The following is a 12,526-nucleotide window of genomic DNA, read 5'->3' as shown; positions in this document are numbered from 1 at the left end:
TCGATGAATTCAGCTTCGACAAACCAGACCACCATGGCTCTTGCTCCCACCGGCCCCCACCGCCGCGCTCACCGTCGGGTGCAGCAGCCGTATCGCGATACGGCCCGCACCGTGGGCACGGCACCGGAGTCACGGCCACGCGGAGCAGGGTCTCGACGCCCCCGAATTCGCGCAGCGGAGTGAGAACGAGTTCTGCGAACCGGAACGGCACTTCGCGCCCGCCGGGGCATCATGTTTGATCTTGCTCGGGCAAAGGACCGTTTTTGAGACCGGCGCAGACTCGGTAGAGCTTGAGGTCGCAGTCTCGCGAGCGGCCGGTCGTTCAGCGGGGCAGGATGCGCAGTACTGCCTCGTGTTCGCCGCTGAGCCGCAGGCCTTGCTGTGCTGCGGCGCTCAGATCGAGGTCGCCGAGCAGGGTCGCGGCCAGCAGGTGCGGCGGTCCGGTCAGGGACGCGGTGGGGTAGTCGACCCGGCCGGCGTGGGTGTGCACCGAGCCGTCCTTGACTTCGATGACCAGGTCTTCGTTGCCGTCGGCGTGCAGTTGCAGGGCGATTGCCGGCTGGTCGGGGCGGTGGTCGGTCAGTGCCCGGGCGGGCATGTCCAGCCAGTGGGTGCGGAAGGTGTCGCTGCCGGCCGGCTCACGCAATAGCGGAATTCCCCATCGGCTCAGTTCCTGCAGCACCGGCTCCAGCGCGCGGCCACGCTCGGTGAGGGAGAACAGGGTGGTGGCCACTGGCGGCGGGGCGGCCTCGCGGTGGATCAGGCCGGCTTCCTCGAGTTCGCGGAGCCGGTCGACCAGCAGGTTGCTGGCGATCCCGGGCAGCCCGTTGCGCAGGTCGGTGTGCCGGCAAGGACCCAGGGCGAGCAGTTCACGGACGATCAGCAGGGTCCATCGGTCGCCGATGGTGTCCAGTGCTTTCGCGATGCCGCAGTACTGCCCGTAGGTGCGCATGCCACCACCCTACATCGTGACGTTGAGATTCAAAACTCTCTTGTTGACTTTCTCAACAACGTCGGTCTAGCGTCGCTGCCATGACCCCCACCCTTTCCGTGCGTCGGCTGGCCTGGGCCGGCATCGAGATCCGTCTCGGCGACACCCGCCTGCTGATCGACCCGCTCGAGAACGTCGCTCCGCTGGCGCCGGTGATGGGGCCGCCGCACCGGCCGGTCGACCCGGTCGACACCCCGCCCGGCACCCACGCCCTCATCACCCACCTGCACCCCGACCACTACGACCACGACCTGATCGCCCGGATCGCGGCCACCGGCACGATCGGCTGCCACACCCCGAGCGCGGCGGCGCTGCACGAGGCGGGCATCACCCCCGTTGCCCAGGACCTGGGCCAGTCACGCCGCATCGGAGCGCTGACCGTCACCCCGGTGACCTCGCTGGACTGGCGCGGCAACGACTGTGACCAGGTCGCCTGGGTCGTCGAAGGCACCGGCCGGCGGGTCATCCACTGCGGCGACACCCAGTGGCACGGCAGCTGGTGGCAGATCGCCCGCGACCACGGCCCGTTCGACGTCGCGTTCGTCCCGGTCAACGGCGTCATCGCCCACTTCGAGGGCTACGCGGCCAACGTCCCGGCGACCATGACCCCCGAGCAGGGCGTCGAGGCCGCCGTCGCACTCGGCGCCGGCACCGTCTGCGCCATGCACTACGGCCTGTTCCACAACCCGCCGTTCTACACCGAACAACCCGACATCGAGCAGCGCTTCCAGCACGCCGCCAACGAGCGCGGCATCACCGCGGCCATCATCGCCGACGGCCAGCCCGTCCTGTGACCATCAGAAACAAGGAGCAACACATGAAGATCGTCCTGTTCGGTGCCAGCGGCAACATCGGCCGGCCCACCACCGAGGAACTCCTGCGTCGCGGCCACACCGTCACCGCGGTCACCCGAGCCGGCCACGTCGACGGACTCAAGCACAAGGCCCTGACCGTGACCACCGGTGACGTCACCGACGCCGCCGCGGTCGCCGGCCTCGCCGCCTCCCACGACGCCGTACTGTCGGCCGTCGGCCCCCGGATCGGCCAGGAGAACGACCGCGCCACGATCGTCGGTGCCGCCCGTGCGCTGATCGACGGACTCCGCCGAGCCGGCGTCACCCGCCTGGTCACCATCGGCGGTGCCGGTAGCCTGCGCACGCCGACCGGCACCCGGGTCATGGACGACCCGGACTTCCCCGCGCTGTGGAAAGCCAACGCCCAGGCCCAGTCCGAAGCGCTCGACCTCTACCGCGGCGTGCACGACCTCGACTGGACGTACGTGTCGCCCGCCGCGGTCATCGCAGCGGGCGAGCGGACCGGGGCCTACCGCAGCGCCGGGGACACCCTGCTCACCGACGACGACGGCAACAGCCGCATCTCGTACGCCGACTACGCGATCGCCTTGGCCGACACGATCGAGAACGGCACCGCGATCCGCCGCCGCATCACCGTGGCGTACTGAGCCATGAGCAACGACGCCGCCGGCCGGCACACCCAAGTCATCGTCCTGCTCGCAGCGCTCGTGGCCCTGGGACCACTGTCCATCGACGGCTACCTTCCCGGACTGCCGGACCTCGCCGGCGACCTGCGCGCCAGCGCCGCGGCCACCCAGCTCACCATCACCGCCTGTCTGGCCGGGCTGGCCATCGGGCAACTGATCGCCGGGCCGCTGAGCGACACCTACGGCCGGCGGCGTCCGTTGCTGGCGGGCCTCGCCCTCTACACGATCGCCAGCGCGCTCTGCGCGGTGGCACCCGACGTCCGGACCTTCGTCGGCCTACGCCTGGTCCAGGGCATCGGCGGGGCGTTCGGCATCGTCATCGCCAACGCCATGGTCCGCGACCGCACCTCCGGAACCCGCACCGCACGCCTCTTCTCCGCACTGACCCTGATCACCGGCCTGGCGCCGGTGTTCGCGCCGGTCCTCGGCGGCCAGCTACTGCGCGTCACAGGCTGGCCGGGGATCTTCGTGGCCCTGGCCGTACTCGGCGCCGTGATGCTGGCGGCCTCCGCCGCAGGACTGCCGCAGACCCGGCCCTCCGCGTCACGCCAGCCGCTGCTGGCTGTCGTCCGGCAGCTGCTCAGCGACCGGGTCTTCACCGGGTACGTCCTGGCCAACGGCCTGGTCTTCGCGGCGATGTTCGCCTACATCTCCGGCTCGCCGTTCGTCCTGCAGGAAATCCACGGCCTGTCACCGCAGCAGTACAGCGCCGTGTTCGCCGTCAACGCCGCCGGACTCATCGCGGCCGCCCAGATCAGCGGCCGGCTGGTGGCCCGGGCCGGCGCCCGCGTGCTGCTGCTCGCCGGTCTGCTGGCCGCGACAGCCGGTGGCACCACGGTCCTGGGCGCGGTACTGACACGGGCACCCCTGCCCGTGCTCCTGATCGGCCTGTTCGTCCCGGTCTCCAGCGTGGGCCTCGTCATGCCGAACGCCGCGGCCCAGACCCTGGCCGACCACGGCGGACACGCCGGGTCGGCCGCCGCTCTGCTCGGCTTCAGCCAGTTCATGTTCGGCGGGGCACTTGCTCCGCTGGCCGGCGCGGGTGGCCCCACCGACGCCTTGCCGATGGCAATCATCGTCGCCGTACTGCCGGCGCTCGCTCTGCTCACACTCGGCGTCCTCACCCGGTCGATGCCCGGTGAGCGCACTCGCAGGCCGGCCCGCCAAGGACCTGCCGGGCACCGGCAACCGCGCCGGCACATCGATCGCAGACGAGCCGGCATCCAGTGAATCGGGCCAGCGTCTGGCGAACAGGGTGATTCCGCGATCAGCGTGACAGACGTACGACGACGGTCGGGTGCAGCGACGCGTGGAACGCGTCCCCGCCCATCTGGGCACCTGCTCGCATCCCTGCAGCTGCCCGCCTTCGTAAAGGGCCGTCAGGGATAGGACACCGGGCCTCCTCGACGGGCACGAGAAGGAACGTCACGTCGAGATGGCCGAGGACCTGGCCAGCAAGCTGCGTGACGCCCTGCGCTACGCGCACGCCCACTGGGCCTCGCTCCAGAACAACGACCAGCTCGCCGCCCCCACGTCCGAGCGGGATCTCGACCTGCCCGGTGTTCAGCAGGCCGTGGCCGGCGAGACCGTACTCCAGCTGTCCCTGCCGGTCGGCCGCACCATCAGCTGTCACCCTCGGCGAAGAGGACTACCGCAGTCCGAAGAGGGGCTGGACCACCGTGCGGAGCGTACAGCGAGCTGCTGGACGCCACGATCAGGGGCGCCGACCACCTCGCCATCAAGGACGCCCTGGACAGCATCGCGGAACTCCTTGCCGCGCACCTGCGGGACGCCTTCGAGACGGACTGACCGGGGCTACTCCTGCTCGTCACCGTCCTCGGGCGCGTCCGGGTCGCGGAAGGGGCGCAGGCCCTGGCCGGGGCCGCTGGCGGTGATGTTGAACAGGTAGCGGCCCAGGATCTCCCTATCTGGACACTTGGCAGCTGTCGATGAGGCGGGCAAGGACGCTGAGGGTGGCCAGTAGTTCCAGTGACTCGTGCTCCGTCCACTCGCCCGTTTCGTGTGCGGCGGGGTTGCGGATTGCGAAGAACGATCCGAAGAAGCCCGCGGGGTAGTACTCGACGACGAGGACGATGCGGGTCAGGTTGGGCGTGAGCTCGTGGAAGCTCGCGGTGCCGCGGGTGCTGCCCTTGCCGCCTTCCGAGGTCCACACGATGCGCGCGTCCGGCACCTGGGCGTGGCGGCGATCGGAGGGTTCACAGGCGGTGGCCTTCCAGGCGGGCCGGGGTGGGCCAGCGCACGTTGGTGGCCCAGCCGGCCCGTTCCAGCAGGCGGATGACGGCTGCGCTCAGGTCGACCTGATGAGGGTCGACGCCGTGGCGGGCGCAGGTGGGGTCGGCGTGGTGCGGGTTGTGCCAGCTCTCGCCGAAGGACGGCAGGGCGAGGGGCCACAGGTTGGTGGCGCGGTCGTGACGGCGCGTCCGGAACGGGCGCTCGCCGATCATGTGGCACAGCGAGTTCACGCTCCAGGTCACGTGCTGGAGCACGGTGACGCGGACCAGGCCTGCCCAGAGCAGGGCCGTGAGAGCGCTGTGGAGTGTTCCGCCGATGGCCCAGCCCAGGCCGAAGGGCAGGGCGAGCGACAGGACGCACAGGGCGGGGAAGGCGGCGGATACCCTGCGCATGGCGCGGTCGGCCAGGAGGTCGGGGGCGTACCGCTCGGCCGGTGTCGGGTCGCTGGTGAACAGCCAGCCGACGTGGGCGTGGGCCAGGCCGCGAAGCTCGCCGCGCAGGGTGGTTCCGTAGCGGAAGGGCGAATGCGGGTCGCCGGGCCGGTCGGTGAAGGCGTGGTGGCGTCGGTGGGTGGCGACCCAGGTGATCACGTCGCCTTGGAACGCCATCGACCCCGCGACTGCGAGCACGACTTTGAGGGTCGGGGTGGCCGTGAAGCTGCCGTGGGTCAGGCAGCGGTGGAAGCCGACGGTGATACCCAGGCCCGTGAAGATGTAGAGGGCCAGAGCCAGGGCGATGTCGAGCGGGCCGATCAGCTGCCCCCACGACGCCCAGCCCGCCAACAGGACCGCCAGGAGTGGAAACGCCACGATCATCGCTGTGACGGCCACTTGCCAGCCCGGCGGCTGCTGGTCGGGGGTGGTTCGGGTCGCGGGGAAGGGCTCGGTGCCGGTGTAGACCGGCCGCGGCGGTGCGCTCGCCGTCACCGTAGTGGGCGGTGGTGTCGATGCTGCTTGTTCGGTGGTGGACACGGGCACTCCTGGCTGTCTCGAATGCGACGCAGCCAGGGTCAGGGGCAGCAGGGGGACACCGTCGGGGAGGTCTCACTCGCGCCAGCCGAGTGGATCGCGTTCCGGAGGGTGCCTTTGGTTCCAGACTAGCGCGGAATCCCGTGCAGGAACTGGAACCGCCGCGGATCGGATCGGCCATGGGACTTCGAGCCTGGCGAACCGTCAGCGCTGTGGGTGGGATCGAGGCCGGGGGCGCGGTGTCGACTTCGCCGTCGTCCGGTCAGGCGGCGTGCAGATACGAGGTGGTGAATGCTCGAACCAACCCGCCCTGCCGCAGCTCCTTCGAACCGGACCGCTCTGCGTACTCGGCGCCGTCGCCGCGTCGCCCACCAGGGTGGCGGGCTACTCGTGTGCGCTGGGGACCTTCAGCGGGTCACGCGGAGCGGTGGACTTCGCCGCAGCAAGTTCCTCGCCGAGTTCGACCAGGCGGTTGCGGCCCATGGCGGAGCGCACCTGGGGGAACCACTCCTGCTCCTCTTCCTCGACGTGGTGGCGCACGTTCTCCATGAGAACGGTCATCTTGGCGTCGAAGCGCTCGTCTTTCGGGTCGAGCCCCGTCAGCTCGGAGAGCATCCACAGCACGACGTGGTGCTCCTCGACACTCTCCAGGACGTGGTCCTTGGTCTGAGGCACGGCCGCGCGGGCCGCAGGGTAGAAGATCTTCTCCTCGATCCAGGTGTGGACGGTCAGCTCCTCGATGACCTCGTCGGCGATGTCCCGCTTGGTCTTGTGCGCACGGTCGCCTGCCTTCTCGAAATCCTTGAAGAGCCGTTCCACCGTGTTGTGGTCGTCTTTGAGCAGCACGATCGCATCCATACGAGGCATCTCCTTTGTTCTGCGGGTCCCTGGGGCCCGTCGACACGGGCCCGGATGTCTTCGCGCCTACCCATATCCCGGAGGTCGATTCACCCGGAATCGTCTGATTCATCCAGCAATTCAGCCGCCCTCGTCCGGCACCAACGGCCGGACGGAGGACTGCCGGGCTTTCGGTTGCCTTGCCCGCTGTGGCTACCAGCGGTACCAGCGGCTGCGGCCGTCGGCGCCGGCGCGCTCGCCGCGGAAGACGAAGCCGAGCAGCCACACGGCCAGGACGACCAGCGCGATCCACCACAGGGCGTGCAGGGCGAACCCGGCGCCGCCCAGGATCAGTGCCAGGAGAAGAACAGCGATCAGGAGAACCATGGAGAACACCTCCTTTCCCTCTGTTGTGCGGGCGCGTGGTCTCAGGCTCCGAGCGTCCGGCCCGGATGCTCAGCGGGATCCGTAGTAGCTGCCGAGGGTGGTGCGGTAGCCGGTGTCGTCCCTGTGGGCGTCGCGGTCGTATTCGGGCGCGTTCTTGATCTGGTCCTTGGTGAGGGCAACGCGGATCGTCTCCTGGCTGTGGTCGACGAGGGTGACGGTGCCGGCGGGCAGCATCACGTGCTTGCCGAAGAGCCACGGCTTGCAGTTGACGACGATGAACGCGGAGCCGACGTCGTCGGTGGCGTCGTCGACCTTCCCGACGTGGCCGTCGATCGCGTCGACCTGGTAGCCGGTCAGGTCGGTGCCGGCGGTGTACCGGGCGGCGGGGCGGTAGCCCCAGATGTCGTTCATGCGGATTCCTCTTTCGCGATGTGGCTGCCGGCGGGGGCCGGCCCCGGCCCCGCGGCTGGCGTGGTGCCCTGCCCGCCCGAGTGACGGCGCGGCAGGTTGCCGGTCGGGCGCCGGTCAGTGCTTGAAGGCGTCCTTGACCTTGGCTCCGGCCTGCTTGGTGTCGCCCTTGGCCTGGTCGGCGCGGCCCTCGGCCTCGAGGGACCGGTCGCCGGTGGCGCGGCCGACGGCCTTCTTGACGCCGCCCTTGACCGTTTCGGCCTTGTGCGCGGCCTTCTTGCTGACGCTCATGACTGCTTCCCCTCGCGGGATTGCTTCTTGGGGACTGGCGCCTGGAGGCCCGGACGGGCTCAAAGGGAGGCCGGGCGATTTCCGAACGGGTTCTCCTTGCGGTGCTGCTCCTCGTCCGAGGGGGCCGGGTGGCTGTCCGCCGCGTAGCGGTCCGGGACGGCACGTGAACTGGTCGGCGTGGCGCGCAGGCGCGCGTCCCGGTCGAGCAGGTCCTCGCGCTGCTTGAGCAGGTTCTCGCGCTGTCCGGCGAGGTCGTCCCGCTCTTCGGCGAGATCGTCGCGCTGCCGGGTCAGGTCGTCGCGTTCCTGGGCGACGGTCGCCGTCTTGGCGCGGGCCGTGTCGCGCTGCCCGGCCAGGGCCTCGCGGTCCTTGTCGACGGCGGCGGTCTCACGGCGGGAGTGCCGCAGGTCGCGTCGGGCGGCAAGTCCGCGGCGGGAGGTGCGGCGGGCGCCGGTCAGGAGCAGGCCCAGGCCCAGCATGGCGGCGGCGCCGACGATGATGCCGAACAGGAACAGTGTTCCGGTGGAGCCGTTCAGGTGGTGGCCGAAGACCGAGAACGCGCCGTTCACGGCGTGGGCGCTGCCGGTATTGCCGAAGATTCCTGCCACGGCCACGATCGCCGCGACGACGAGGATGATGAGTCCGAGGATAATGATCATGACCTTTTCCTCCCAAAAGGGACATACGCCGTAGACCTACAGTTAACTCCTTGGCTAGACTGATGTCTACACCGTAGGTCTACTGATTTGCAGCACGCGGCCTTCCACCCGCTGGCGGGCCCGTCGCGACGAGAAGGAAGGTGCTTGGCATGGATGCGTCCCCAGCCGGTCGCGCGCTGCAGGAGGAAGCGGAGCCGCATCCGGACGGCAAGCTGACCCGCGAGCGGATGCTGGCCTGCGCCCTGGAGATCGTGGACCGGGACGGGGTCGAGAAGCTCTCCATGCGCGCCCTGGCCCGGGCATTGGGCCGCGACCCGATGAGCCTGTACCGCCACGCGGACAACAAGGCCGCCCTGCTCGACGGCATCGCCGAGACCGTCCTGGCCCAGCTCACCGTGGACCCCACCGACCCCGACTGGGTAGCCCAACTGCGCGCCGTGGCCCACCGCTTCCGCCACCTCGCCCTGACCCACCCGCACGTCGTACCGCTGCTGGTCACCCGCCCCCTGGCCACACCCCTGGCCCTGCGCCCCCGCGGCACCCTGCGCCCGCTCGAGGACATCCTGGCCCTGCTCACCCGGGCCGGCTTCACCGGCGCCGACGCCCTGCACATCTACCGCGCCCTGTTCGGATTCCTGCACGGACACGTCCTCAACGAACTCCAGGAGATCGTCGAGAACCCCGACGAGACCGACGACCTGCTCCGCCTGGGCCTGCACCGACTGCCGATCAAGGAATTCCCCCACCTGCGCGGCCTCGCCACCACCCTGGCCACCTACGACGGCACCGCCGAACTCGAACGCGGCCTCGACATCCTCCTCACCGGACTCACCACCACCACACCCGCCACGTAGCAGCCCACCGCTGCCCGGGCAGTCGCCCGCGGCGGGTGGGAGCGAAAAGAAGCGTTTCATCTCGCCGGTGATGGTGGGCGGGGCGAAGGTGACGAACTCGACGCCGCGGGCGGGGTCGTCCAGGCCGGCGCAGCGGCAGAACTCCGCCAGACCCTCAAGCCCGTGCGCCTTCCCAACATCTCGGCGAGGTTGTCCACCCGCCGGTGGGATCCCGCCGTAGATTGCCAGTTCCCGCCCTTCGTGGCCCACCCGGACGGTCCGCAACTGGCCCTGGCGTGTTCGGGTCCCCTCCCATGAGCCGTGGCGTCAGGAACCTTTCCAGCATCAGCGCTGACGATCGGCGTTGGACACTGTCGTGTGATCGGGTAGTGGCGCCGGGGTTTCGATGTCCGCCGGTCGGCGCAGTTGACAACGGCGGATTCGTCTGTCCCGGGGGTACCGGCCTGGCACCACCTTTCAGTAGGAGCCGTTGCGGCGGAGACACGGATCGGTGTGCGCGCGCAGGACTCGGTCTGCGAGCCCTATCAGCCGGCTGAGCGGGCAGCCGGAATCAGCGGCCAGGGACGGTGCGGTATGCCAGGCCTCGACGAAGACCTGCTCTGTTACCTTGCGGGCGGCACCGTCGTCCCCGGACATGGCGAGGGCCGCGCCTCCTCGCCCCCGGCACCGGGCTGGTCGACCGGGTCCGCGACCTGCTCTCCGGCCGCGGCCGCTCCTAACCCCAGCCCCGGCCCGCGCCCGGCTGGTCCCCCCAGCGCCCGAGCACCGCCAGGGGACCAGCCGGGTTTCGCTGCTGGGCTGCCCACGTGTCTGCCCGGAATTCGGCCGCCCCGGGGCCAGGATGGGGTCATGAGCACCCCCGACGAGCGTGACAACGACCAGGTCGACGAGGAACGGGAGCGGTCCGCAGAGCAGCGGAACATCACAGCACCCACCCCGAAGGACGTCCGCGCCAAGGGCGATGACGAGGACGGTGACGCGAACGAGCCTCCATCAACCGACGGCTAGCCGATGGGCGCCAGCTCACGGGGGAGACCTCCATGGCGACGCTCGCGGTGGCCTTCGCGTGCGGCGCCGCGAGTCCTTTCCGTCGGCAGCGGGGCGGCCGGGAAGCCGAGTTGGGTGAGTACGACCGTGCCGTCACCGGAGCGCCCCGAGGCGTGGACCGCTCGATCTGCAGCACCAGGCGGGTGCCCGGCCAGGTGAACACGTCGGTCGGCCTCGCGCCGACCCGGTGTAGGTGCCGGCCGAGGGCCGATAGCTTGAGGTGTGGCGAGTTGGAGGCGACGGCGGTGAGCTGGGACGACGATGATCGTCACTGGAAGGTGGGTCAGTCTTACGTCAGCCCGGACGACCGGCGCGTACTGGTGCCCAAGCGAATGGGCTTCGGCCGCACTTTGAATTTCGCCTCCCCGTGGCCTAGTTGATGTTCGCGGCGCCGATCGTGATTGCCGTCCTCGCCGCCGCCTACAAGGGCTGAGTAAGCACAGCTGTCCGGAAAGGGTCCTCGCACCGACGGCGGGCTGTCAGATCCCGCGTCGTTGGGGCGCGTGGGTCGCCGCCGTGCTGAAGCTGCGGTCGAGGGCGGGAACAACTGCCGCAGGCGTTGCCGCTGGCGGTCGCTGAGTTCACTGACGGTGCAGTGCTCGCCGATGTGAAGGGCGCGCAGCAGTTGCAGGGGGTGGATCCGGTCCACTCCCGGCAGGGCCTCCAGCAGGTCGCGCACCGCCATCGAGCGGGCTGCGGCTTCCCGTCCCGCACCTCACCCAGCGGTCGGCTTGCGGTCAGCTCGGCCTGGACGCTCACCCACTCGGCCGCGCCTGCCGCAGGCGCGGGTCGGCGGCGCTGCCGGTGCGGGAAGCGCGATCCATCCACGCCTCCTTCCATGCCTGGACTATTCAGCTTTCCCCTCACCGAGGTGGCCGGGCCTGGGTCGCGTGAGCGGGCGGCCGGCGTTTGTCCCTCTACGTGCGGGCGGGGCAGCGGGCACCGATGAGGTGTCCTTGTGCTGCGGCGGTGGTCAGCGCGGCGAGTCTCCCGGCTTGGTCGTCGGCCGGGCACTGGGACAGGTTGACCTCACCCAGGTACAGCACGGTCTGCCCCAGGTGCCCGACCGCCTCGAGGAAGCCCGGCGGCAACGAAAGCGCGTTCTTGTCCGTGATCGGGCCGCTTGGGCCCGAGAGCTGTGCGCGGGCGAGGGTGGAGGTGCGCAGGAGCAGCCGTACGGACCAGCCCGGCGCCTCGCGGGGGGCTTGGTGCAGGTCGACGGCGGTAGTGAAGCCCCGCCGGACCAGGGGCGCCAGCTGTCCTTGTCCGCGGGCGGGGAGTTCGGCGATCAGCGTGGGCCACGGCGTGCGGCCGTGCCAAACCATCGCGGCGGTGATCCCCTCAATGAGCACGGCGGCCAGGTCACGGACGGTTTCGGGCGAACCCATCACGCCGCCGGTCCGGAGGGTGCCGTGGGCGGGGCCGGGGCGGGAGCCGGTTCCTCGTCTTGCTCTTCCTGGTCTCCCCAGGTCCAGGTGCCGAACGGTCCTGGCAGTCCCGTCGCCAGCGCGCCGAGAACGGCGCAGCCCTTGCCGCGGTGGATGGGGAGGAAGATCATTCGGCCGCCTTCCGGGAGCTTCCGGGATCGGTCCGTGCGCCTGTTTGCCCGTCTTCGCGCTGAAGGGTTCCGTGGGTGGGCGGCAGGTCACGAGCCATGTCCGAGATCCTCTCGCCCGGCGCTGCTGCGTGCGGGCGACGCGCCCGCACGCAGCAGCGCCCGTCCCCCGTGCAGAGGCATACAACGGACGTCCGCGTGCGTTGCTGGCACTCTGCGCGAGCTGACCGGCCCGCTCGGGCGCTTGAGGCGCCCACGGGGTGTCGGTCGCTCACCAGGCCGCCCCGCGACAAAAGCGTGCGTGAAGCCCGGTGTTTGACCGTCTGCAAGTAGCCGCCGATAGTCTGACGGCGTGCCACCCGTGAGGGCTGTCCGGTCGCCATGTGCAGGGCGGCCCTCGGCGCGGATGCTCTCCTGCGACATGCCCAGCCGACGGGACGGTGACGGCCTTCATCCTCCTGGCCGGCGCGGCCGGCCGAGGCGACATCGTGGGGTTCAGGCTTGCTCGGGCCCGGGCGTGTTGGCGAGGGCCGACCGCACGGAACGTCACGCGCTGGTCGTACCAGAGCAGAGCGACCGTCGTAGCGGTCATCGCCAAGGGCCCCGTCGTCTCCCCGTCGTCCCTTCCACCTGCGCGCCGGCCGCGCCCAGTGCGGCGGGCACGCCGACCTGCGGGGGCGATCGGGCGACGATGTCGGCCAGCGGCCTGGAGCTGGCCTGAGGCCGCGTTCTGGCGGTTCATGTCGGCTCCGTCACGGTTCGGGGCCCGGGCAGA

General features: G+C 70.4%; 14 protein-coding genes and 2 pseudogenes. 6 read left to right on the top strand and 10 right to left on the bottom strand.

Translation table 11 applies throughout. The features are described 5' to 3' along the window. Nucleotides 1–322: 322 nt before the first annotated feature. The gene (locus TR50_RS41270; RefSeq protein WP_042435459.1) at nucleotides 323–952 is read right to left on the bottom strand and encodes a winged helix-turn-helix transcriptional regulator; all 630 of its coding nucleotides are present in this window, start codon (nucleotides 950–952) and stop codon (nucleotides 323–325) included. 80 nt (nucleotides 953–1,032) lie between these two features. Between TR50_RS41270 and TR50_RS41265 the strand changes: the two genes are divergently transcribed. Genes TR50_RS41265 through TR50_RS41255 form a run of 3 tightly spaced genes read left to right on the top strand, consistent with a single transcriptional unit; the run spans nucleotide 1,033 to nucleotide 3,722 of the window. Then, entirely contained in the window at nucleotides 1,033–1,785 is a 753-nt protein-coding gene (locus TR50_RS41265; RefSeq protein ID WP_042435456.1) for an MBL fold metallo-hydrolase, read from the top strand. Between the two features lie 23 nt (nucleotides 1,786–1,808). Continuing rightward, a complete protein-coding gene (locus TR50_RS46375) occupies nucleotides 1,809–2,453 on the top strand; it encodes an NAD(P)-dependent oxidoreductase (RefSeq protein WP_042435453.1) in 645 nt (214 codons plus the stop codon). 3 nt (nucleotides 2,454–2,456) lie between these two features. After that, nucleotides 2,457–3,722, top strand: a complete 1,266-nt coding sequence (locus TR50_RS41255; RefSeq protein WP_063775262.1) for a multidrug effflux MFS transporter — start codon at nucleotides 2,457–2,459, stop codon at nucleotides 3,720–3,722. Between the two features lie 694 nt (nucleotides 3,723–4,416). Here TR50_RS41255 and TR50_RS50505 read toward each other — a convergent pair. The 8 genes and pseudogenes from TR50_RS50505 to TR50_RS48010 all read right to left on the bottom strand — a co-directional run. Next, nucleotides 4,417–4,539: pseudogene (locus TR50_RS50505) on the bottom strand (TIGR02391 family protein); the annotation flags it as partial. Between the two features lie 9 nt (nucleotides 4,540–4,548). Then, nucleotides 4,549–4,686, bottom strand: a pseudogene (locus tag TR50_RS50500) (SRPBCC family protein); the annotation flags it as partial. A 22-nt stretch (nucleotides 4,687–4,708) separates the two neighbouring features. Next, nucleotides 4,709–5,716, bottom strand: coding sequence for an acyl-CoA desaturase (locus TR50_RS41240; RefSeq protein WP_439654284.1), 1,008 nt, complete (start codon nucleotides 5,714–5,716; stop codon nucleotides 4,709–4,711). Nucleotides 5,717–6,097: 381 nt separating this feature from the next. Beyond that, entirely contained in the window at nucleotides 6,098–6,571 is a 474-nt protein-coding gene (locus TR50_RS41235; protein WP_042435443.1) for a hemerythrin domain-containing protein, read from the bottom strand. A 192-nt stretch (nucleotides 6,572–6,763) separates the two neighbouring features. After that, nucleotides 6,764–6,937 (bottom strand): hypothetical protein, encoded by a 174-nt coding sequence (locus TR50_RS41230; protein WP_042435440.1) that lies wholly within the window; start codon nucleotides 6,935–6,937, stop codon nucleotides 6,764–6,766. Between the two features lie 69 nt (nucleotides 6,938–7,006). Next, nucleotides 7,007–7,348: a hypothetical protein gene (locus TR50_RS41225; protein ID WP_042435437.1), complete on the bottom strand. Its 342-nt coding sequence runs from the start codon at nucleotides 7,346–7,348 to the stop codon at nucleotides 7,007–7,009. A gap of 114 nt (nucleotides 7,349–7,462) precedes the next feature. After that, complete coding sequence (locus tag TR50_RS45115) at nucleotides 7,463–7,636, bottom strand: CsbD family protein (RefSeq protein ID WP_084701891.1); 174 nt, start codon at nucleotides 7,634–7,636, stop codon at nucleotides 7,463–7,465. A gap of 59 nt (nucleotides 7,637–7,695) precedes the next feature. Then, complete coding sequence (locus tag TR50_RS48010; RefSeq protein ID WP_063775261.1) at nucleotides 7,696–8,295, bottom strand: hypothetical protein; 600 nt, start codon at nucleotides 8,293–8,295, stop codon at nucleotides 7,696–7,698. A gap of 149 nt (nucleotides 8,296–8,444) precedes the next feature. Here TR50_RS48010 and TR50_RS41215 point away from each other — a divergent pair, with 149 nt between their 5' ends. The 3 genes from TR50_RS41215 to TR50_RS50300 all read left to right on the top strand — a co-directional run bounded on the left by TR50_RS41215 (nucleotide 8,445) and on the right by TR50_RS50300 (nucleotide 10,576). Continuing rightward, on the top strand, nucleotides 8,445–9,149 hold the full coding sequence (locus TR50_RS41215; protein WP_042435434.1) for a TetR/AcrR family transcriptional regulator: 705 nt from the start codon (nucleotides 8,445–8,447) through the stop codon (nucleotides 9,147–9,149). An 849-nt stretch (nucleotides 9,150–9,998) separates the two neighbouring features. Continuing rightward, nucleotides 9,999–10,157 (top strand): hypothetical protein, encoded by a 159-nt coding sequence (locus TR50_RS47460; protein ID WP_160311285.1) that lies wholly within the window; start codon nucleotides 9,999–10,001, stop codon nucleotides 10,155–10,157. A 32-nt stretch (nucleotides 10,158–10,189) separates the two neighbouring features. Beyond that, on the top strand, nucleotides 10,190–10,576 hold the full coding sequence (locus TR50_RS50300) for a DUF5808 domain-containing protein (RefSeq protein WP_042435429.1): 387 nt from the start codon (nucleotides 10,190–10,192) through the stop codon (nucleotides 10,574–10,576). Between the two features lie 537 nt (nucleotides 10,577–11,113). Here TR50_RS50300 and TR50_RS41205 read toward each other — a convergent pair. Next, complete coding sequence (locus TR50_RS41205; protein WP_042435426.1) at nucleotides 11,114–11,584, bottom strand: DUF8842 C-terminal domain-containing protein; 471 nt, start codon at nucleotides 11,582–11,584, stop codon at nucleotides 11,114–11,116. Nucleotides 11,585–12,526 lie beyond the last annotated feature (942 nt).

This window comes from Streptacidiphilus anmyonensis, assembly GCF_000787855.1.
Taxonomy (GTDB): Bacteria; Actinomycetota; Actinomycetes; order Streptomycetales; family Streptomycetaceae; genus Streptacidiphilus; species Streptacidiphilus anmyonensis.
Note: the sequence above shows the minus strand (reverse complement) of the source record. Positions and strands in the feature narration are given on the sequence as shown.